A 19,436-nucleotide genomic window follows, 5' to 3' on the forward strand; every position below is an offset into this window, starting at 1 on the left:
CTGCATAAACAGGCGCAAGGACCAAGGAGAGGGCGATGGCCGGATATCTGACGACACATGTACTGGACACGGCGCGGGGCTGCCCCGCCGCGGGGCTGAAGATTGCGCTTTACTCGATCGACGGGGACGCCCCGACGTTGATGGTCGAGATGGTCACCAATGACGATGGCCGCACCGATAGCCCGATCCTGCCCCAAGAGAGCTTTGCGACCGGCATCTATGAGCTGGTGTTCTTTGCGGGCGACTATCTGCGCGCATCGGGGCAGGGCGGAGATGAGCCGCTGTTCCTCGATCAGGTGCCGATCCGCTTCGGCATGTCGGACCCAGAGGCGCATTACCACGTGCCGCTCCTGCTCTCTCCCTTTGGGTTTTCCACCTATCGGGGAAGCTAGGCGGGGGAATGCCCTTGCAAGGGCATTGAAAGGATCTTCGAAGATCCTTCCCCGCGCCCCTTACGGCAGTTCGCGCCTGATGTGATCTGACATGAAGTCGATCAGCAGGCGCGCCTTGGGGTCCTGCCGCTTGCGGTGCATGTAGAGACAGGCCATCTGGATCGGCACCGGCGGCTCATTCTCCAGCACCGGCACTAGCGTTCCGGCAGCCAGGTGCTCGGCCACTTCGAAGACCGGCTTCAGCACGATCCCTTGTCCGGCCAGGGCCCATCCTGTCAGGACATCCCCGTCATCCGATTCGAACGGCCCCTTCACGGCAATCCGCCTGATCCCGTCGGGCGTTTGCAGCGGCCACTGGAACTCCGGCGCACCGGGGTAGCGCAGGTTGAGGCAGTCATGTTTCCCCCCGATCAGATCGGCGCCGCTTCGGGGCATGCCCTTTCGCGCGACATAATCCGGCGAGGCGCACAGCACCCTGGGGCAATCGGCAATCTTGCGGATGCGCAGCGTGCTGTCCTCGGGCACGCCCAGAAAGAAGGCCACGTCGAGCCCTTCCTTGGCCACGTCAAGCCGCCGGTCCGACAGGCGCAGGCGTATGTCGATAAGCGGGTACTTTTCCTTGAAGGCCGGCATCGCAGGCGCGACCAGCCGGCGCCCGACCCCAAGCGGCGCCGCGATATACAGCGTGCCGCGCGGGGTCTGCGTGACCTTGTTGATCTCGGCCTCGGCTTCCTCCACCGCTTCGAGGATCTTGCAAGCCCCGCGATAGAAGATCACCCCTTGTTCCGTCGGGTTCAGTTGCCGCGTCGTTCGCTGGAAAAGACGCACATTCAGGTGCTCTTCAAGCTGCGAGATGCGAGACGAGGCCACCGCCGCCGAGATCCGCTGATCGCGCGCCGCTGCCGACATCGACCCGAGTTCGAACACCCGCACAAAGGTGCGCACATTGTCCAGATAGGCCATGTGAATTCGTAGCCTTTATTTGAAACAGATCGGTAATTTCTTGCAATACCGGCTAAACATGCGCTGCGATAGGTCTAAACTGGAATGAAAGAACCAAAAAGGGTACGGGGATGCAGGATTTCCTGATCATGTGGGACTGGCTGGAGACCGCCGTTCGGTGGCTGCATGTCATCACGGCAATCGCCTGGATCGGATCGAGCTTCTACTTCATCGCGCTCGACCTTGGCCTGCGGCGCGAGGGTGACCTGCGCGGGGCCGATGGCGAGGAATGGCAGGTCCATGGCGGCGGGTTCTACCATATCCGCAAATACCTGGTGGCCCCCGAGGCGATGCCAGACCACCTGACCTGGTTCAAATGGGAAAGCTACTCCACATGGCTCTCCGGCGCGGCGCTTTTGATGCTGGTCTATTGGGCGGGGGCGGAGCTTTACCTGATTGACCCGGCCAAAGCGGATCTGAGCACCTGGCAGGGCATCCTGATCTCTGCCGCGTCGCTGACCATCGGGTGGCTGGTCTATGACTTCCTGTGCAAATCGCCGCTCGGCGAACAGCCCACGGTGCTGATGCTGCTGCTGTTCGTGCTGCTCGTCATCATGGGCTATGGCTACAACCAGATCTTCACTGGCCGCGCTATGATGCTGCATCTGGGGGCCTTCACGGCCACGATCATGACGGCCAACGTCTTCTTCATCATCATGCCCAATCAGCGCATCGTGGTGGCGGATCTGAAGGCGGGTCGTGCGCCCGACCCGAAATACGGCAAGATCGCCAAGCTGCGCTCGACCCACAACAACTATCTGACCCTGCCCGTGGTCTTCCTGATGCTGTCCAACCACTACCCGCTGGCCTTTGCCACCGAGTATAACTGGATCATCGCGGCGCTTGTCTTCCTGATGGGGGTCACGATCCGGCACTTCTTCAACTCCATGCATGCGCGCAAGGGCATGCCCTGGTGGACCTGGGCGGTGACCGTGATCCTGTTCATCTGCATCGCGTGGCTGTCGACGGCGGGCAGTGAGTACGACAGCTACGAGGAGAGCGAGGCGCGCGACCTGACGCATCGCGAGGAAATGCTGATGGCCGCCGATGGCTTCGAGGATGTGAGTTGGACGATCCCGGGCCGCTGCGCCATGTGCCATGCGCGCGAACCCTCCTGGCCCGGTATCCGGCAGGCCCCGCGTGGCATCGTGCTGGAAACGCCTGCCGACATCGCCCGTGCGGCGCGCGAAATCTACCTGCAGGCCGGTGTGACCGATGCGATGCCACCTGCGAATGTGTCCTATATGGAGGAAGAGGAACGCGCCCTCATTCGCCGCTGGTATCGTGCGGCGGGCGAGGATGTGCCCTTTGGGCTGGCGATGAACTGATCACCCGTTAAGGGGTTGGAAAGGCGGCTCTGCCAGTCTGGCAGGGCCATGACCGATATTCCATCTCCTCCCGCCCCGTGGCCGCCCGATCAGGCGGCCCTGATCAGCGAAAGTTTTGCCCTGGCGCTTCCTGTGAAGGCGCGGCTCGCGGTGCGGGTCTACGAGCGCTTCTTCGAACTGGAACCGCAGACGCGTCATTTGTTCAGTGCCGACCTGGCCGGGCAGCGGGCCAAGATCATGCAGGCCCTGTCCTACACGGTGCGGGCCATGGGCTCTGATGCGGACCTGATCCGCCTGGCGGAGGGGCTCGCGCGCTCTCATGCCCGGTTCCATATCTCCGACACGCAGCTGCGCCACATGGCCAAGGCCATCCTGGGCGCGTTCAGCGACTGTCTGGGGGACGCGTTTACATCGGAGATGCAGGGCAGCTGGCAGGCTGCCTTCGACCAGTTCCTGCCGATGATTGCCGCTGCGCAGGCCCGGCTGGAGGCTGCGGGATAACTGTCAGAGAGCTGCTTCCGCAGCAGCCCGGATCGCGCGGATATTCTCGCCATAGACCTGCGGTTGCGCAACCGAGCCGCCCTTGAACACAGCCGATCCAGCAACCAGAACATCGGCCCCCGCCGCCGCCACAAGGGGGGCGGTTTCGGTCGTCACGCCACCGTCGATCTGGATATGGATCGGCCGGTCGCCGATCATCTGCCGCAGTCGGCGGGTCTTCTCGACACCGGAGTGGATGAATTTCTGTCCGCCGAAGCCGGGGTTCACCGTCATGATCAGCACCATGTCGACGAGGTCGAGCACATGTTCGATGCTTTCGAGCGGGGTGCCGGGGTTGAGGCTGACACCGGCCATCTTACCCGTGGCCCTGATCGCCTGAAGGGTGCGATGGATATGCGGGCCCGCCTCCACATGGGCGGTGATCATGTCGGCGCCCGCCTCGGCATAGGCCTCGATATAGGGATCGACCGGCGCGATCATCAGATGCACGTCCATGAAGGTTGTCACATGCGGGCGGAAGGCCTTCACGGCGGGCGGCCCGAAGGTGAGGTTCGGTACGAAATGCCCGTCCATCACATCCACATGGACCCAGTCGGCGCCCTGGTCCTCGATGGCACGGATCTCCTGGCCAAAATTCGCGAAATCGGCGGAAAGGATCGACGGGGCAATCTTGATGGAGCGGTCGAAAGGCATGGCGCAGTCCTCTTGCATGGGTTGGCGCGGGGTTAACGTCCGCTCGCGGTTTGATCAAGGGCGGGGGACGGCTTTTCCAAAAGCCGTTGGAAGCGGTTTCGAAACCGCTTGTCACGGGCTTTGCAAAGCCCGTCCCCGCGCCTAGCCGTGATGGGCCGCGACCGTTTTGAGCACGGAGAAGCCGTAAAGGGCCTCGAACCCCTTTTCGCGCCCATGGCCGGAATGACCCACCCCGCCGAAGGGCAGTTCCACCCCGCCAGCGGCCCCGTAATTGTTGATAAAAACCTGCCCCGCGCGCAGCTTCTTCGCCATCCGCATGCAGCGCCCGCCATCCTTGGACCAGACAGAGGCGACCAGCCCGTAGTCCGTGCCATTGGCAATCTCGACTGCATGATCCTCGTCGCGGAACGGGATGATCACCTGAACAGGCCCGAAGATCTCGTCCTGTGACAGGCTGTGATCCGGTCCCACGCCAGAGATCAGGGTGGGGGCAACGTAGTGACCGCCCGCCGGCGCGTCCTCGACGATGCGGCCCCGGCTGAGGATGTGGTTTTCATCCGTCATGGCGAGGAAGCTTTCCACGATCTCCTTCTGGCGTGCGGAAATCAGGGGCCCCACGTTCAGATCGGCCATCGCGGGCCCCACTTTCAGCCCGTCATAGGCTGCCGCCATATGGGTGCAGAGCTCATCATAGAGGCTCTCGTGCACCAGGATCCGCGAGGAGGCCGAGCAGGTCTGGCCCGCGTTCTGGATGCCTGCATTGACGAGGAAGGGCAGCGCTTTTTCCAGGTCCGCATCCTCGAACACCACCTGCGGGGACTTGCCGCCAAGCTCCAGCGTCACCGGCACGATGTTCTGCGCCGCCGCCGTCTGCACCAGCTTGCCCACACCGACGGAGCCGGTGAAGGACAGGTGCTTGACGCCCTTATGCGCGGTCAGGGCTGCGCCCGCTTCCTCGCCAAGGCCGGGCACCACATTGAGCGCCCCGTCAGGCAGCCCCGCCTGCCGCGCCAGATCCGCGAAGGCCAGCGCCGACAGGCAGGCCTCTTCCGCTGGTTTCAGCACGCAGGCATTGCCCATGGCCAGCGCCGCGCCAACAGACCGGCCGATGATCTGCATCGGGTAATTCCAGGGCACGATATGCCCCGTCACCCCGTGCGGTTCGCGCAGGGTGTAGACGGTAAAGCCGTTTTGGAAGGGGATCGTCTCGCCCATCAGCTTGTCGGCGGCGCCCCCGTAGAATTCCATGTAGCGCGCCAGCGCGATCGCGTCGTTCCGGGCCTGCGCCAAAGGCTTGCCCACGTCGGTGGCCTCGATCTCGGCCAGCTCCTCGACCTTCTGGGTGATGAGCCACGACAGCCGCATCAGGATGCGGCCCCGCTCGGCGGCGGTCAGCGCGCCCCATTCGCCCACCAGTGCGTCCTCCGCGGCGCTGACCGCGTTGTCGATATCTACCGCATTGCCCCGCGCGATACGGCCGATCTCCTCGCCGGTCGACGGGTTTTCCAAGGGCAGGGTCTCGCCGCTGGCGGGCAGGAACCAGCGGCCACCGATGAACACTTCTGCGGGGTCGAACCAGAGCTGCATGGGATCAGTCCTTTCTTGCATAGTCGGGCAGGCGCGGCGCGGCGGCCAGAAGGGCCTGCGTGTAGGGATGCTCCGGGGCGTCGAAGACGGTATCTGTCGGGCCTTGCTCCACAATCTGCCCGGCCTGCATCACCATCACCCGGTCGGTGATCGCGCGCACCACGGTGAGATCGTGGGAGATGAACAGATAGCTCAGCCCCATCCGGTCCTGAAGATCGGCCAGCAGGTCCAGAATCTGGGCACGCACGCGGACATCGAGGGCCGATACCGCCTCATCCAGCACCAGAATTTTCGGGTGCGTAATCAGCGCGCGGGCAATGGCGATGCGTTGGCGCTGGCCGCCTGAAAACTCGTGCGGATACTTGTCCATGTCGGAGGCTTGCAGTCCGACGGCCTCCAGAGCCTCGGCCACCTGGTCGCGGCGTTCCGTCCGAGAGGGTTTCTCGGACAGCAGGTGGTAGGGTTCGGCCACCAGATGCTCCACCGACCAGCGCGGGTTGAAGCTGCCATAGGGGTCCTGAAACACGACCTGAATGCCCGCGCGCATGGCGTGGGGCATCTGCGGAGAAACCGGGTTGCCTAGCGCCCGGATCTCGCCGCCCTGAATGGGGTCGAGGCCGAGGATGGCGCGGGTCAATGTCGATTTCCCGCAGCCGGATTCGCCCACAAGCCCAAGGCTTTCGCCCTCTTGCAAAGCAAGGCTGACGCCGTTCACCGCGCGTAGCGGGGCGCCCCGGCGAAACAGCCCGATGCGCGGGCCAGGGTAGTGGCGGTCGATCTCGGTGCCGGTGAGCAGGGGCGACCCTTCGGGTCGCGATCCTCTTGCGGGAACGTGGCCCGACGCTTCGAAGAGGGCGCGGGTATAGGCGTGGCGTTGCTGGCTCAGCACGTCGCGGGTCGCGCCTTGTTCGACGATCTCGCCTGTTTTCATCACCGCCACCTGGTCGGCCATGTCGGCCACGACGGCAAGGTCGTGGGTGATGAGAAGGAGCGCCATGTCTTCTTCGTCGACCAACCCGCGCAAGAGGTCGAGAATTTGGGCCTGCGTGGTGACATCAAGCGCCGTGGTGGGTTCGTCCGCGATCAGCAGGCGGGGGCGGAGCGCGATGGCGGTGGCGATGCAGACCCGCTGCCGCTGCCCGCCCGACAGCTCATGCGGGTAGCGGTCGAGCGCGATTTGCGGCAGGCCCACGCGGTCGAGCTTTTGCCGGGCGACATCGAGGGCATCGGCGCGGGTGGCGGCCCCGTGGATGCGCAGGGTCTCGGCCACCTGATCGCCGATGGTGCGCACGGGGTTCAGCGCCGTCATCGGTTCCTGGAAGATCATGCCCAGTTCATTACCGCGCAGGGCGCACATTTCGGCCTCGGGCCGGTCCAGCAGGTCGATCCCGTCAAGGCTGGCCCGCCCACTGGTCCGCGATCCGTCCGGCAGCAGCTGCATCAGCGCAAGCGCGGTCATCGACTTGCCCGATCCGCTTTCGCCGACCAGCCCGAAGGTGCGGCCCGGCTGCATGGCAAAGGACACGTCGCGCAGGATGGGCGTGCCGTGAATGTCGAGCGAGAGGCGGTCCACCTCGATCATTGCCGGACCCTCCGCAACCGTGGGTCCAGCATGTCGCGCAGCCCGTCGCCCATCAGGTTGAGGCCAAGCACCATCAGCACGATGGCGAGCCCCGGCAACACCGCCAGCATCGGGTGGGTGTAGATCATCGTTTGCGCATCCGACAGCATCCGCCCCCAACTGGGCGTGGGGGGCTGCACCGACAGGCCCACATAGGACAGCGCCGCTTCCGCGAGGATGCCGAGCGAGAACTGGATCGTCGCCTGCACGATCAGCAGGTTGGCGATATTGGGCAGGATATGTTCCGCACTGATGCGGGCCTTGCCCTTGCCCGCCACGCGGGCGGCGAGGATGTAATCGAGCGTCCAGAGGCTGAGCGCGCCGCCGCGCGCAACACGCGCGAAAACAGGGATGTTGAAGATGCCGATGGCAATGATCGCGTTGAAGGCCGAGGGGCCGAAAACGGCGGTGATCAGGATTGCAATGACAAGGCTGGGGAAGGCGAAGATCAGGTCGTTGCCGCGCATGATCAGCTCGTCCAGCAGGCTTCCCCGCGTCGCGGCAGCGGCAAGGCCGAGCGGCACGCCGATCACGACGCCGATGCCGACGGCGACCAGTGCCACCGCCAGCGATACCCGCGCGCCCACCATCAGCATCGACAGCAGGTCGCGCCCGAACTGGTCGGTGCCCAGAAGGAACTCTCCGCTCGCCGGTTGCAGACGGTTTGCGATCACCAGCTGCTCCACGTCATGGGGTGTCCAGACGAAGGACAGCAGCGCCATGGCAAGGAACACCGACGACAGCACCGCGCCGAGGATCAGGGGGACGGGCAGGCGGCTCATGCGCGGCGCCTCAGGCGCGGGTCGGCAATCGCATAGGCGATGTCGACAAGGAAGGTGACGACGATGACCGCGAAGACCAGCAGCATGGTGACGGATTCCACCACCACCAGATCGCGCTGTGTGATGCCCTGGAAGATCAGCCGCCCGAGGCCAGGCAGGAAAAAGACATTCTCGATGATGATCGCACCCGCCAGCAGGAAGGAGAATTGCAAGCCGATGATGGTCAGGACCGGGATCAGGGCGTTGCGAAGCGCGTGTCGCAGCAGCGCCTGGCGACGGCTCAGCCCCTTGGCCCGCGCGGTGCGCATGTAATCCTGCGCCAGTGTCTCAATGAGGGCAGACCGCATGACACGGGCAAGGATCGCCGCTTGCGGAAGGGCCAGCGCGACCGAGGGCAGCAGCAGCGACTTGAGGGCCTGCAAAGGCTCCTCCCATCCCGGAAAACCACCCGCGCTGAACCAGCGCAGGTTCACGGCGAAGACAAGCACCAGCAGCATGCCGAACCAGAAATTCGGGATAGCGATGCCAAGCTGCGTGCCGCCCATGATGCCGTAATCCGCCGCCCGCCCCCGGTTTGCCGCCGCCAGCAACCCGACCGGGAAAGCAATGGCCGTGGACAGGATCAGCGACAGAATGGCCAGCGGCAAGGACACCCACAGCCGGTCCGCCACAAGCTCCGCCACCGGGACGCGGTAGGTATAGGAGGTGCCGAAATCGCCCTGCACCATGCCCGCGATCCACGTGAGATACCGCTCGGCCTTGGAGCCATCGAGCCCCAGATCGGCCCTCAATGCCTGTACCGTCGCCTCATCCGCGTTGAGCCCAAGCATGAACGCCGCCGGGTCGCCGGGAATGACCTCGATCACCGTGAAGATGACGAGGCTCGCGACGATCAGGCTGAGGCTCAGCGAGAGAAGACGGCCAAGGATAAAGCGCAGCATGGCCGCCACCTTAGACAAACGGCAGCGGTTGGAAAGGGGTTAAGCGCGCCGCCCACGGCGCGATTTCAGCCTCTCATGCGCGGCCTTGGTGCCATCGTGGAAGGTGCCGAACCACTTGTCCCAGGGCATTTCCAGGTTGCCGTAGTTCACCTCGAAATAGCGGTGGTGCATCTGGTGGTGGAAGGTGCCAAGCGCGAGGCGTTTCCTGTCCTCCACCAGCAGGTTTTCGAAGCCGGTGTGGGAGGTCGCCGCCGTCAGTGCCTGATGCTGCATGTGGAACAGAATGTGCAGCGGGTGGGCGGGCACGATGAAATGGATCAGGATCGAGCTGAAGAAGATCAGGTGTTCGACCGGGTGCATCGACAGGCCCGACCATGGCCCCACGTTGACATTGCGGTGATGGAGCGCGTGGGCGATCTGGTAGAGCGGCCCCCAATGCAGCGCCCGGTGCACCCAGTAGAAATGGAAGGAAATCCACACTGGCGTCAGCAGGAACCACAGAATGAAGATGACCGGGTGTTCCGCGGGCGACAGCAGCGGCGCATAGCCATTAGCCATGGCCCAGAACATCAAAACCTCATAGGCGGTCCAGAAGCCGACCCCGCTGCCAAGGCTCCAGAACATGTTGTCGCGTACCTGCCCGCCGAAGGTGAATTGTCTGCCCTTGATCATCAGGTCGCGCGGGTCGAATTTCAGCCGCTCGCCCTGTGCCTTGCGCATGTAGAAGAACCAGTGAAGCGACCCGGCCACGAGGATCATCAGCGCCATATTCCGGATCCACAGGCCGAAGATCCAGCCTGGCGCCAGCGTGGCCGTGACCTCCAGCGGCGGCTGGAACCAGAGCCAGCTGATCGTGGCCAGTGCCAGGACCAGCACGTTTTCGGCGATGCCTAGCCAGCGGGCCGCGATCCAGCGCGCCATGCGGACGGGGTCGGGCGGCCAGCTGAAGAAGGGGGAGACTTGAATGGGCACGTCGGGAACGTGGTTCCAGCCAGGGATCTGGTCTGTGTTGTCCTGCATGGTCGGGCTCCTTGTTCGCGTGTTGTTTGTGCCATGCGGTCAAACATCGGAAAATTAGTATTATCAGGTCATCAAAATCTGATTCGGTGCTGTATGCCCCCATCCCCCCGCCTCTCCCTACGCGCCATGGCGGCCTTTGCCGCAACGGTCGAGGCAGGCTCAATCGCGGGCGCGGCGCGGCAATTGAACATCGCAGCCTCGGCCGTGGCGGCGGCGGTGGACCAGGTCGAGGCAGAGGTTGGCGCGGCGTTGCTTGTGCGGACACGGGCCAAGGGGATTGCGCCGACCGGGGAAGGCCGGGTGCTTGCGGCGCGGTTCCGGGCGTTGCTGGAAGACTGCGACAGCGTCTTGGAGGATGCGCGTGCGGGGGCGGCTACGCTCTCGGGCCAGCTGCGGATCGGATATTACGCACCGGTTGCGCCCGCCTTCCTGCCCGGCCTGCTGATCCCGCTGCAACGGGCGAATCCGGGGCTGGAGGTCACTCTGACCGATTGTTCCGCAGACGAGGCGCAGGCGTCGCTGTTGGCGGGGCGGCTTGACCTGATCCTCTTTGCCGCCGCGCCTGTCCGGGCCGGGATAGCCACCCGAAAGCTGCTGGACCTGCCGCCATACGCTCTGGCCCCGCTCGGTCATCCGATCACGCGCGGGGGCGCAACACTGGCCGATATGGCGGCCTATCCGTTGGTGCTGCTCGACCGGCCGGTGGCAGAACCTTATGTGACGGCCCTGTTCCGCGACCGGGGCCTGTCGCCCAACATAGCCGCGCGCGCCAACACGACCGAGATGGTGCGCAGCCTTGTGGGGGCCGGGGCCGGGCTGGCGGTGCTCAATATGCGGCCCCGGACCGACCGGTCCTATGCAGGTGATGGGGTGACGTCCGTTCCACTGGCCGATGTCTTGCCCCCCATCACCCTTCTTCTGGGCCGGGCAGAGGGGCGACCAAAGCGGGCTGTGGCGGTGGTGCAAGACCTGCTGCTGGCCTGGGCCGAGGGGCCGAAAGCGCGCGAGTTGATCGTGTCGCAAAAGGGCTAGCGGGCATGGGCTGAATCACGCTATAGCGCGGATCAGGCAGGGGCGATGGCGTCGCCCCGGCGGCATGGCCGCTTGCTTGCGGGCCCTCCCCGCGACCGCCCTGTACGCCGGGGCCTTGGTCATATGAAGGAATTTCCCATGGACCGTCCCGAATTCTACCGCCTTCACAATGGCGACAAGCCTGCCCTTCAGTTCACCCAAGCCGAATATGACGCCCGCCTGATGGGCCTGCGCGCGATCATGGACGCACAGGGCGTCGATGCTGCCGTCATGACCTCGATGCATAATATCGCCTATTACTCTGGCTTTCTGTACTGCGCCTTCGGGCGGCCCTATGCGCTGGTCGTGACCGCGTCCGAGGCCGTGACCATAAGTGCCGGGATTGATGCCGGTCAGCCCTGGCGGCGGGGCGCGACCGACAACATCACCTATACCGACTGGAAGCGCGACAACTTCTGGCGGGCGATCCTACATGTGACAGGTGAAGGAAAGGTTATCGGCTACGAGGCCGACCACCTGACGCTGCTGCAACAGGGCAAGATGCGGTCCTTCCTGAACCCGGCCTCCGAGGTCGATATCGCGGGCCACACCATGCAGCAGCGGATGCGCAAATCGCCCGCCGAGATCGAGCTGATCCGGGCTGGCGCAGCCGTGGCGGACGTGGGCGGATACGCCATCAAAGACGCCGTAAAACAAGGCGTTAGAGAGATTGACGTGGCGATTGCTGGTCGTGACGCGATGGAGCTGGAAATCGCCCGCCGCTACCCCGATGCCGAGTACCGCGACACCTGGGTCTGGTTCCAGTCGGGCATCAACACCGACGGCGCGCATAACCCTGTCACGGGCCGGGTGCTGCAGCGGGGCGATATCCTCAGCCTCAACACCTTCCCGATGATATCGGGCTACTATACAGCGCTCGAACGCACCATGTTTGTGGAGGAAGTGGACGACGCCTCTCTGGCCTATTGGGAGGCCAATGTGGGCGCCCATGAATACGGCATGAGCCTGCTGAAGCCGGGCGCGTCCTGCGCGGAAGTTACCCATAAAATCAACGACTTCTTTGCCGAGCGGAACCTGCTTCAATACCGCAGCTTCGGCTACGGCCACAGCTTCGGCGTGCTTAGCCATTACTATGGCCGCGAGGCGGGGCTGGAACTGCGCGAAGACATCGACACGGTGCTGGAACCGGGCATGGTGATTTCCATGGAACCGATGATCACGATCCCAGAAGGCCAGCCCGGCGCGGGCGGCTATCGGGAGCATGATATCCTGATCATCACCGAGGACGGGGCCGAGAATATCACCGGCTACCCCTACGGTCCCGGCTTCAACGTCGTAGGCTGAAAAGAGGGGGTGCCACCCGTACACCGGGCGTACACCCCCTGTACACCCCCCGTACAGACGGATTGGCATTTGCGAAGCCGGGCCTTGTGCCCGGATTTGTTCCGGTGGAAGGCCCTTCAAGGGCCTTGTCTCTCCCCCTTGTCGGGGGGAGAGTGGCCACTGACCGCGGCCCTGAAGACGATCCCACACCATGCGCAGCTTCCTCAGCCTCGACCTGCCCGACACCTGCCGCGATCCGCTGTTGCGGATGGTGGGGGGCCTCAAGGCCGGGCGGGTGGTGCCGTGGGAGAACCTGCATGTGACGCTCTCGTTTCTGGATGACCAATCCGAGGAACGGCTGGAGGAGTTGCATATGGCGCTGGAACCCCTGCGGCTGCCCGCGCCGGAGCTGCGCTTCGCGGGGATCGACTGGTTCGGGCCGGGCAAGGCGCGGATGCTGGCGGCGCTGGTGGAGCCGGTGCCTGCGCTGGTCGCGCTACAGGCTGAGGTTGAACGGATGGCCCGCCGGGTAGGGATGCAGCCCGAACGGCGCGCGTTCAGACCGCATGTGACGCTGGTGCGCTTCGGGCGGCATATGTCGGAGGGCGAGGCGGCGGCGTTGCAAAGCTTCCTGACAGCGCCACCGGTGGTGGAGGTGCCGACCGCGCGCGCCACCAGCTTCTCGCTGCAAGGCTCCACCCTCACCGATCAGGGCGCGCGGTATGAGGCATTGGCGGTTTATCCGCTGGTCTAGCCGGGCTGCACCATCGCCGCTTCCCATTCCTCGATGAACTGCCGCCGTTTCAGCCGGTCGAGATAGACCAGCAGGCCGGGGCCAAGCTGGATGGGGCGCAGGCTGGCATTTTCCGACAGGCGCGCGGGCGTGATGCCGGGAAAAGCGAAGCGACCGCCGCCCTCGGTCCAGGCGGTCTCTATCAGGTGGTCGATGAAGCGCCCGGCCGCCTCTGGCGCTTCGGCATTGGCTGGGATCAGAACGGTGCGCATCATCACGGTGGTGAAATCCTCGGGCGCGATGATGTGGATGCGGTCATGCAGGTCCTCGCGCACCTGCGCGTAGCTGCCGAGCACATTATAGGCCACCGCGATGCGGCCAGAGGCGACGTCTTCGATCATGTCGGAGGAGCCCCGGTAGAGCTGCGTTTGCAGACCCCCCATCACCTGCGCCAGACGCCAGAAGGTTTCCGATGTCCGCCCGTCCTGCGTGGCGAAGAGGTAGCCAAGCCCGCTTTCGCGCACGTCATAGGTGCCGATCCGTTCGCGGAACCGCTCGGGGTGATCGCGCAGCGCGGTGATCAGTTCCTGCCGCGTGCGGGGCAGGTCGATATCCGCGAAATCGGCGCGCGAGAGCACCATGGTCGCGGGTTCCTGGGTGAAGGCGAAGACCCGGTCGCGCCAGATTGCCCATTCCGGCAGGCTGCCCGTGGCGCCAGAGCGGTAGGGCAGGGCCAGCCCGTCATTGGCGAGCTTGATCTGCAGGTCCATGGCCGAGGAAATGGCAAGGTCGAAGCGTTCGCCCTCGTCTTGCAGGGCGACCATGATCTCGGACGAACTGACGACGTAATAGTCCACCGCGATGCCGGGGTTCAGCGCCTGGAAGGCGGTGATGAAGGGGGCGAACAGATCTGCATCGGCGGTGGAGATCACCCGCAGTTCAGCCGTCTGGTTCGCCGCCGGGAACTGCACGTTCTCTTCGATCTCGAAGGCCAGGGCAGGCAGGGCTGACAGGATCAGCGCAAGGGAAGAGATAAACGCACGCATGCGCCGGGGCCTCCTTCGGTATTGGCGATGGTGAGGGTGCCGCCATGGGCGCGGGCGACCTCATCCGCGATGGTCAGGCCAAGGCCCGAGCCGATGACGCCGGTGGCGTTTTCGCCCCGCGCGAAGCGGCCTGTCAGGGCATCGGCCCCGGTCGCGGGAAAGCCGATCCCCTGGTCGCGGATGGTCAGGGTGGCGGTTGCTTCGTCTCGGGTGAGGGCCACGTCGATGGGGGTCTCGGGGGGGGCGTATTTGATGGCGTTGTCCAGAAGGTTGCGCACCGCGTTCTGGATCAGGATCGTGTCGCCCATCACTTCCTGCTCTTCGCTGGCCTCGAACCTCAGGTCCATGTCCTTGAGTTCCGCCACGGGCCGCAGCCGGTCCACGAGGTCGGCCACCAGCGGGCGTAGGGCGACGGGCGACAGTTCCAGCTGGTCGGCGCGCAGCGATACCATGGCGTGGTCCAGAAGCTGCCCCGCCGCGCGGCTGCTCTCATCAATGGCGCGGATCATTTCGCGCAGGGACACGCGGTTTTCTTCCTTGCTGACCCGGCGCAGGGTATTTTCCCCATGGGCGCGGACGGTGGCGAGCGGGGTGCGGACGCGATGCGCGGCCTCGGCGATGAAATCCTCGGTGCGGGTCAGGGCGGCGGAAAGCCGGGCGATGAGGCTGTTGAGCGAGGCCACCAGCGGGCGCATCTCGCTTGGCACCTCGGCCACCACCGGGCGCAGATCCTGCGGTCCGCGACGCGACACCGACTCGGCCAGCCGCGACAGCGAGGCGGCAGTGCTGCGACCGGCCAGAATCGCCAGCAGGGCGGAGGCGGCGAAGAAGCCAAAGCCGAGCAGAACGGTCATCCTGAGGATGCGGGCCAGAACGTCGGCCTGCGCGTCGCGGGTCTGGCCAACCGTCACGTCGATCCTTGTGGGTGTGCCCCCGACCGAGACGCGGCGGGTCAGGGTGGCGATGCGCAATTCTTCTCCGCGATAGGTGACCGTGTCGAAGGCCGGACCGGTGCCCTGATCCTGCCGGGCGCTAGGCAGGTCGTCATAGCCGGTCAGCCCCTCGCCATCCTGGGTGATGCGATAGAACACCCGGTCGTCGACGGAGTTGTCCAGCATGGTGAAGGCGGAATAGGGGATGTCGACGCTGATATTGCCCGACTGAACGGTGGTGGCGTCGAGGATCGAGGTGGCCGAGGCGGACAGGATCCGGTCCTGCGATTCCGCGCCGATCTGGCGGGCGAAACTGTAGACGATCAGGAACAGAACCAGCGCCATCACCGCGGCGCCGGTCAGCAGTTGCAGCGTCAGCCGAAGACGGATCGAGCCGGGGGCGTGAAAGGGCCACATCAGGGCACCGCCAGCCGGTAGCCGAGCCCGCGCACGGTAACGATGGACACGTCGCTGCCCTCCAGCTTCTTGCGCAGGCGGCCCACATAGACCTCGATGGCGTTCTCGGACACGTCCTCGTCATAGGAAAACAGCCGGTCCACCAGCTTGGGCTTGGGGATGATCTGGCCCGGTGCACCGAAGAAGACCTCCAGCAGGCGCAGTTCGCGATTGCGCAGGGGAATGACCCTGTCGCCATTGGTCAGCGTTCCCTCCAGCGCGTTGAAGGCGACGTTGCCGAATCGCTTCACATTGGTCGCGGTGCCGGTGCGGCGACGCAGAACGGCGCGGCAGCGGGCCTCCAGTTCCGCGAAATCGAAGGGTTTGGGGATGTAGTCATCGGCCCCCATGTCGAGCGCGCCGACCCTGTCCGACACCTCGGATCGGGCGGTCAGGACGATCACGGGCGTGTCCTTTCCCCGAGCGCGCTGCGCGTTCAGAAAGTCGCGGCCATCGCCGTCGGGCAGCATGATATCCAACAAAATCAAGTCGTAATCGGTGGCGGAGATGTAGTCCTCGGCCATGCCCAGATCGCCTGCGTGATCCACGACATGGCCATCCAACGCCAGCCGGTCCAGCACGGCGGCGGCGAGCTGCTGGTTATCTTCTACAAGAAGGAACCTCATCGGCGGGGCGGGCCTTTCTGTGCGCGTGACAGGTGAATGTCAGGTTTGGGTGCTTTCCTTCAGTCATGGGCACTCGCCCCTCTTTGTCAAACTGGGAGGAGACAATGATGAAAATGAACCTGACCCGTCGGGCCTTTGCGGCTGCGGCGGTTGCCGCGATGAGCCTCGGCACCCCTGCACTGGCAGATGGCCACCAGCAAATGGATAGCATCCACTTCCTGATCCCCGGCGGCGCCGGCGGTGGCTGGGACGGCACCGCGCGCGGCACCGGCGAGGCGCTGGTGAACTCGGGTCTCGTCGGCACGGCCAGCTTCGAGAACATGTCCGGCGGCGGCGGTGGCGTGGCCATTGCGCACCTGATCGAGAACGCAGAGTCGAGCCAGGGCACGCTGATGGTGAATTCCACCCCCATCGTGATCCGCGCCCTGACCGGTGAAATCGCACAGAGCTTCCGCGACCTGACGCTGGTTGCCGGCACCGTTGGCGACTACGCCGCGCTTGTCGTTTCCGCCGACAGCCCGCTGACCTCGATGGACGAGGCCCTGGCAAGCTACCGTGAAAGCCCGATGGACTTCGCCATTGGCGGCGGTTCGGTGCCGGGCGGCATGGACCACCTGGTGGCGGCCATCGTGATGCAGGCTGCGGGCGAAGACCCGACCGCCTTCAACTATATCGGCTATGACGCCGGTGGCGAGGCCATGGCCGGGCTTCTGTCGGGCGAGATCGACGCGCTGTCCACCGGCTTCTCGGAAGCGGTGGCACTGGCCGAACAGGGCGAAGTGCGCATCCTCGGCGTGACCGCGCCCGAGCGCGTGGCTGCCTATGACGCCGCCCCGACCTTCGCCGAGCAGGGCATCGACGCCCAGTTCGTCAACTGGCGCGGCTTCTTCGCGGCTCCGGGCATGCCCGAAGAGACCGTCTCCGCCTATCAGAACCTGCTGGCCACCATGATGGACACTCCGGAATGGGAAGCCGTGCGCGCGCGCATGGGTCTGGTCAACATCTTCCGTCCCGGTGACGAGTTCGAAGCCTTCCTTGAAGCGCAGGAAACCCAGATCGGCGACCTGATGCGGGATCTCGGCTTCCTCTAAGCCCTGCCCTGAACCACGCCCCCGGTCGGCCAGAGGCTGACCGGGGGAATACGCCCCGGACCGCGATCCGGACCGAGATTCGGGCGGCCGCCCTTCCGCGCACCGCGCCGCTCTGGCCCCACCCCGCCCGCCTCAATCGAAAACGGAGGAATGACACATGGCGCTTGATCGCTGGATCGCGCTGGCATTCGTGGCGATCTGCTGCGTCTATGGCTATGCCGCCTTCTTCACCATGGATCACCTGTTGCCGCCGATCCTTCAGCGCAACCCGATCTGGCCTTCGACCTTCCCCAAGATCCTTGCAATCGCGGGCGTCATCGTCGGCCTGTTCGTCCTTCTTTCCCCCAAACCCGCGCCGAAGGACGGCGAAGAGGCCAAGGACGGGGTGATCGATCTGAGCCGCATCGGGGACTATCACGTCGGGCAGGCAATCGCCCTGCTGGCGCTGATGGTCGCCTATGCGATGACCCTGCGGTCTCTCGGGTTTCTGGGGGCCACAATCGGGTTCCTTGTTCTCGGAGGGACGATCCTCGGGGAACGCAAGTTTCACATCATGATCCCCGTCGCGGCCATTGCCGCGGGGTCGATCTGGTATCTGGTGCAGGAGGTGCTTGGCATCTACCTGAGCCCGCTGCCCAGCTTCCTGTAAGGAGACAGCACGATGCTTGAAGGTCTTCTGCTCGGTCTGAGCGCCGCCGTCACCCCGGTGAACCTGATGATGGTGGTGTTCGGGTGCGTCATCGGCACGCTGATCGGCATGTTGCCCGGTCTCGGGCCGATGTCGATCATCGCGATCATGATCCCCGTGGCCATCGGCCTGGGCGATCCGACGGCGGCCCTGATCCTGCTGTCCGGGGTCTATTACGGGGCCATCTTCGGCGGCTCCACCTCGTCGATCCTGCTGAACGCGCCGGGGGTCGCGGGCACGGTTGCGACCAGTTTCGACGGCTATCCCATGGCCCGGAAGGGCATGGCGGGCAAGGCGCTGACCATCGCCGCCATCGCCAGCTTCGCGGGCGGCACCATCGGCGCGATCCTGTTGATGATCTTCGCGCCGGCCCTGTCCAGCGTGGCCCTGCTGTTCCATTCGGCGGAATATTTCGCGTTGATGGTGGTGGGCCTGTCGGCCATCGCCGCCTTTGCGGGCACCGGCCAGGTGGGCAAGGCGCTGATGATGACGATCCTCGGCCTGATCATGGGCACAGTGGGCGAGGGCGCCCTGTCCAACATGCCGCGCTTCACCTTCGGGGTGATGGAGCTGCAATCAGGCTTTTCCTTCATCACGCTGGCCATGGCGATGTTCGCCCTGCCCGAGGCGCTGTTCCTGGTGATGAACCCGGCCCGTGCGGCACAGGGGGAAAGCGGCAAGATCACCGGCCTGCGGATCAGCCGCTCCGAGGCGAAGGCGATTGCCCCCGTGATCGGGCGGCAGTCGCTGCAGGGCTTCTTCATCGGCGTGCTGCCGGGGGCGGGGGCGACCATCGCCTCGTTCCTAGGCTACGCGGTGGAGCGCAACATCGCCAAGGGCGTGGAACAGGCGGAATTCGGCAAGGGCTCGGTCAAGGGGCTTGCGGCCCCGGAAACCGCGAACAATGCCGCCTGTACCGGGTCGTTCGTGCCGCTTCTGACGCTTGGCATTCCGGGCTCGGGCACCACGGCGATCCTGCTTGGTGCGCTCATCGCCCTGAACGTCACGCCGGGGCCACGGCTGATGACCGACACGCCCGAGGTGTTCTGGGCGGTCATCATCTCGATGTATATCGGCAACCTCGTGCTTCTGGTGCTGAACCTGCCGCTTATTCCCTATATCGCCAAGATCCTCGCGATTCCGCGCAACTACCTGATCCCGTTCATCCTGTTCTTCACCCTGATGGGATCCTATATCGGCCAGAACAACTCGACCGAACTGCTGTTGCTGGTGGGCTTCGGGGTGGTCGCGACGATCCTGCGGTTTGCGGATTACCCGCTGGCGCCGCTGCTGATCGGCTTCATCCTCGGGACGATGCTGGAAGACAATTTCGCACGGGCCATGCAGCTTTATCGCGGGTTCGGCTTCATCCTGGAACGCCCGATGACCCTGGCACTGCTGGTCATCGCCGCGCTGCTGGTCGTTGTGCCGAGTTACCGGGCCCGGCGGGCACGGCTGCGGGCCGAGGGGGTCGCGGACGACTGAGCGGTTTCGCTGCCTTCGGCATCGACCCGGGAGCGGCCCTCGTCAGGCCCCTCCGGGGCCCTCCTCGGGCCGCGTTGCCACGGATGGGTGGTGAGGGAGTAGTGCAGATTGCATGATCCGCCGGGGGCACCGTTGCGTGCCTCCGGCGGGAGTATTT

At 65.0% G+C, this 19,436-nt stretch carries 19 protein-coding genes; 9 read left to right on the forward strand and 10 right to left on the reverse strand.

Annotated features, from left to right (window positions below; translation table 11 throughout):
• The first annotated feature begins 35 nt into the window (after positions 1–35).
• Entirely contained in the window at positions 36–392 is a 357-nt protein-coding gene (gene uraH / locus BKY26_RS11430; protein WP_071690520.1) for a hydroxyisourate hydrolase, read from the forward strand.
• A gap of 60 nt (positions 393–452) precedes the next feature.
• On the opposite strand, the gene BKY26_RS11435 is transcribed toward uraH, so the two are convergent.
• Positions 453–1,355 (reverse strand): LysR family transcriptional regulator, encoded by a 903-nt coding sequence (locus tag BKY26_RS11435; RefSeq protein ID WP_071690521.1) that lies wholly within the window; start codon positions 1,353–1,355, stop codon positions 453–455.
• Positions 1,356–1,465: 110 nt separating this feature from the next.
• Here BKY26_RS11435 and BKY26_RS11440 point away from each other — a divergent pair, with 110 nt between their 5' ends.
• Together BKY26_RS11440 and BKY26_RS11445 are read left to right on the forward strand one after the other, a co-directional pair.
• Positions 1,466–2,722, forward strand: a complete 1,257-nt coding sequence (locus tag BKY26_RS11440; protein WP_071690522.1) for a urate hydroxylase PuuD — start codon at positions 1,466–1,468, stop codon at positions 2,720–2,722.
• A 48-nt stretch (positions 2,723–2,770) separates the two neighbouring features.
• On the forward strand, positions 2,771–3,223 hold the full coding sequence (locus tag BKY26_RS11445) for a globin domain-containing protein (protein WP_071690523.1): 453 nt from the start codon (positions 2,771–2,773) through the stop codon (positions 3,221–3,223).
• A gap of 3 nt (positions 3,224–3,226) precedes the next feature.
• On the opposite strand, the gene rpe is transcribed toward BKY26_RS11445, so the two are convergent.
• The 6 genes from rpe to BKY26_RS11475 form a co-directional block, all read right to left on the reverse strand.
• Entirely contained in the window at positions 3,227–3,916 is a 690-nt protein-coding gene (gene rpe / locus BKY26_RS11450; protein ID WP_071690524.1) for a ribulose-phosphate 3-epimerase, read from the reverse strand.
• Positions 3,917–4,057: 141 nt separating this feature from the next.
• Positions 4,058–5,503, reverse strand: coding sequence for an aldehyde dehydrogenase family protein (locus BKY26_RS11455; RefSeq protein ID WP_071690525.1), 1,446 nt, complete (start codon positions 5,501–5,503; stop codon positions 4,058–4,060).
• Positions 5,504–5,507: 4 nt separating this feature from the next.
• On the reverse strand, positions 5,508–7,085 hold the full coding sequence (locus BKY26_RS11460; RefSeq protein ID WP_071690526.1) for an ABC transporter ATP-binding protein: 1,578 nt from the start codon (positions 7,083–7,085) through the stop codon (positions 5,508–5,510).
• Positions 7,082–7,906 carry an ABC transporter permease gene (locus BKY26_RS11465; protein WP_071690527.1) on the reverse strand — a complete coding sequence of 275 codons (825 nt, stop codon included), beginning with the start codon at positions 7,904–7,906 and terminating at the stop codon, positions 7,082–7,084. Before BKY26_RS11465 ends, BKY26_RS11460 begins: the two co-directional genes overlap by 4 nt.
• Positions 7,903–8,847, reverse strand: coding sequence for an ABC transporter permease (locus BKY26_RS11470; RefSeq protein WP_071690528.1), 945 nt, complete (start codon positions 8,845–8,847; stop codon positions 7,903–7,905). The genes BKY26_RS11465 and BKY26_RS11470 overlap by 4 nt, the downstream gene beginning before the upstream one ends.
• Positions 8,848–8,886: 39 nt before the next feature.
• Positions 8,887–9,867, reverse strand: a complete 981-nt coding sequence (locus BKY26_RS11475) for a sterol desaturase family protein (protein WP_071690529.1) — start codon at positions 9,865–9,867, stop codon at positions 8,887–8,889.
• Between the two features lie 93 nt (positions 9,868–9,960).
• Here BKY26_RS11475 and BKY26_RS11480 point away from each other — a divergent pair, with 93 nt between their 5' ends.
• The 3 genes from BKY26_RS11480 (at position 9,961) to thpR (ending at position 12,976) form a co-directional block, all read left to right on the forward strand.
• Complete coding sequence (locus BKY26_RS11480) at positions 9,961–10,899, forward strand: LysR substrate-binding domain-containing protein (RefSeq protein WP_158514331.1); 939 nt, start codon at positions 9,961–9,963, stop codon at positions 10,897–10,899.
• Between the two features lie 138 nt (positions 10,900–11,037).
• Positions 11,038–12,243: an aminopeptidase P family protein gene (locus tag BKY26_RS11485; protein WP_071690531.1), complete on the forward strand. Its 1,206-nt coding sequence runs from the start codon at positions 11,038–11,040 to the stop codon at positions 12,241–12,243.
• 190 nt (positions 12,244–12,433) lie between these two features.
• A complete protein-coding gene (gene thpR / locus BKY26_RS11490) occupies positions 12,434–12,976 on the forward strand; it encodes an RNA 2',3'-cyclic phosphodiesterase (RefSeq protein ID WP_071690532.1) in 543 nt (180 codons plus the stop codon).
• On the opposite strand, the gene BKY26_RS11495 is transcribed toward thpR, so the two are convergent.
• Genes BKY26_RS11495 through BKY26_RS11505 form a run of 3 tightly spaced genes read right to left on the reverse strand, consistent with a single transcriptional unit; the run spans position 12,973 to position 16,015 of the window.
• Positions 12,973–14,001 (reverse strand): ABC transporter substrate-binding protein, encoded by a 1,029-nt coding sequence (locus BKY26_RS11495; RefSeq protein WP_071690533.1) that lies wholly within the window; start codon positions 13,999–14,001, stop codon positions 12,973–12,975. The two genes, thpR and BKY26_RS11495, sit on opposite strands and share 4 nt — an antisense overlap.
• Complete coding sequence (locus BKY26_RS11500; RefSeq protein WP_071690534.1) at positions 13,971–15,350, reverse strand: sensor histidine kinase; 1,380 nt, start codon at positions 15,348–15,350, stop codon at positions 13,971–13,973. Before BKY26_RS11500 ends, BKY26_RS11495 begins: the two co-directional genes overlap by 31 nt.
• Positions 15,350–16,015, reverse strand: coding sequence for a response regulator transcription factor (locus BKY26_RS11505; RefSeq protein ID WP_071690535.1), 666 nt, complete (start codon positions 16,013–16,015; stop codon positions 15,350–15,352). Before BKY26_RS11505 ends, BKY26_RS11500 begins: the two co-directional genes overlap by 1 nt.
• 107 nt (positions 16,016–16,122) lie before the next feature.
• Here BKY26_RS11505 and BKY26_RS11510 point away from each other — a divergent pair, with 107 nt between their 5' ends.
• The 3 genes from BKY26_RS11510 (at position 16,123) to BKY26_RS11520 (ending at position 19,279) form a co-directional block, all read left to right on the forward strand.
• The gene (locus BKY26_RS11510) at positions 16,123–17,106 is read left to right on the forward strand and encodes a tripartite tricarboxylate transporter substrate binding protein (protein WP_131541843.1); all 984 of its coding nucleotides are present in this window, start codon (positions 16,123–16,125) and stop codon (positions 17,104–17,106) included.
• A 157-nt stretch (positions 17,107–17,263) separates the two neighbouring features.
• Complete coding sequence (locus BKY26_RS11515; RefSeq protein WP_071690537.1) at positions 17,264–17,755, forward strand: tripartite tricarboxylate transporter TctB family protein; 492 nt, start codon at positions 17,264–17,266, stop codon at positions 17,753–17,755.
• A 12-nt stretch (positions 17,756–17,767) separates the two neighbouring features.
• A complete protein-coding gene (locus tag BKY26_RS11520) occupies positions 17,768–19,279 on the forward strand; it encodes a tripartite tricarboxylate transporter permease (RefSeq protein WP_071690538.1) in 1,512 nt (503 codons plus the stop codon).
• Positions 19,280–19,436 lie beyond the last annotated feature (157 nt).

This window comes from Nioella sediminis (assembly GCF_001879695.1).
Classification (GTDB): domain Bacteria; phylum Pseudomonadota; class Alphaproteobacteria; order Rhodobacterales; family Rhodobacteraceae; genus Nioella; species Nioella sediminis.

Coding starts and splice junctions, on each gene's coding strand:
- BKY26_RS11465 (WP_071690527.1), bottom strand. CDS start 7,906: ATGAGCCGCCTGCCCGTCCCCCTGATCCTCGGCGCGGTGCTGTCGTCG.
- uraH (WP_071690520.1), top strand. CDS start 36: ATGGCCGGATATCTGACGACACATGTACTGGACACGGCGCGGGGCTGC.
- BKY26_RS11455 (WP_071690525.1), bottom strand. CDS start 5,503: ATGCAGCTCTGGTTCGACCCCGCAGAAGTGTTCATCGGTGGCCGCTGG.
- BKY26_RS11440 (WP_071690522.1), top strand. CDS start 1,466: ATGCAGGATTTCCTGATCATGTGGGACTGGCTGGAGACCGCCGTTCGG.
- BKY26_RS11520 (WP_071690538.1), top strand. CDS start 17,768: ATGCTTGAAGGTCTTCTGCTCGGTCTGAGCGCCGCCGTCACCCCGGTG.
- BKY26_RS11475 (WP_071690529.1), bottom strand. CDS start 9,867: ATGCAGGACAACACAGACCAGATCCCTGGCTGGAACCACGTTCCCGAC.
- BKY26_RS11460 (WP_071690526.1), bottom strand. CDS start 7,085: ATGATCGAGGTGGACCGCCTCTCGCTCGACATTCACGGCACGCCCATC.
- BKY26_RS11500 (WP_071690534.1), bottom strand. CDS start 15,350: ATGTGGCCCTTTCACGCCCCCGGCTCGATCCGTCTTCGGCTGACGCTG.
- thpR (WP_071690532.1), top strand. CDS start 12,434: ATGCGCAGCTTCCTCAGCCTCGACCTGCCCGACACCTGCCGCGATCCG.
- BKY26_RS11495 (WP_071690533.1), bottom strand. CDS start 14,001: ATGCGTGCGTTTATCTCTTCCCTTGCGCTGATCCTGTCAGCCCTGCCT.
- BKY26_RS11515 (WP_071690537.1), top strand. CDS start 17,264: ATGGCGCTTGATCGCTGGATCGCGCTGGCATTCGTGGCGATCTGCTGC.
- BKY26_RS11485 (WP_071690531.1), top strand. CDS start 11,038: ATGGACCGTCCCGAATTCTACCGCCTTCACAATGGCGACAAGCCTGCC.
- BKY26_RS11445 (WP_071690523.1), top strand. CDS start 2,771: ATGACCGATATTCCATCTCCTCCCGCCCCGTGGCCGCCCGATCAGGCG.
- BKY26_RS11435 (WP_071690521.1), bottom strand. CDS start 1,355: ATGGCCTATCTGGACAATGTGCGCACCTTTGTGCGGGTGTTCGAACTC.
- BKY26_RS11510 (WP_131541843.1), top strand. CDS start 16,123: ATGAAAATGAACCTGACCCGTCGGGCCTTTGCGGCTGCGGCGGTTGCC.
- BKY26_RS11480 (WP_158514331.1), top strand. CDS start 9,961: ATGCCCCCATCCCCCCGCCTCTCCCTACGCGCCATGGCGGCCTTTGCC.
- rpe (WP_071690524.1), bottom strand. CDS start 3,916: ATGCCTTTCGACCGCTCCATCAAGATTGCCCCGTCGATCCTTTCCGCC.
- BKY26_RS11505 (WP_071690535.1), bottom strand. CDS start 16,015: ATGAGGTTCCTTCTTGTAGAAGATAACCAGCAGCTCGCCGCCGCCGTG.
- BKY26_RS11470 (WP_071690528.1), bottom strand. CDS start 8,847: ATGCTGCGCTTTATCCTTGGCCGTCTTCTCTCGCTGAGCCTCAGCCTG.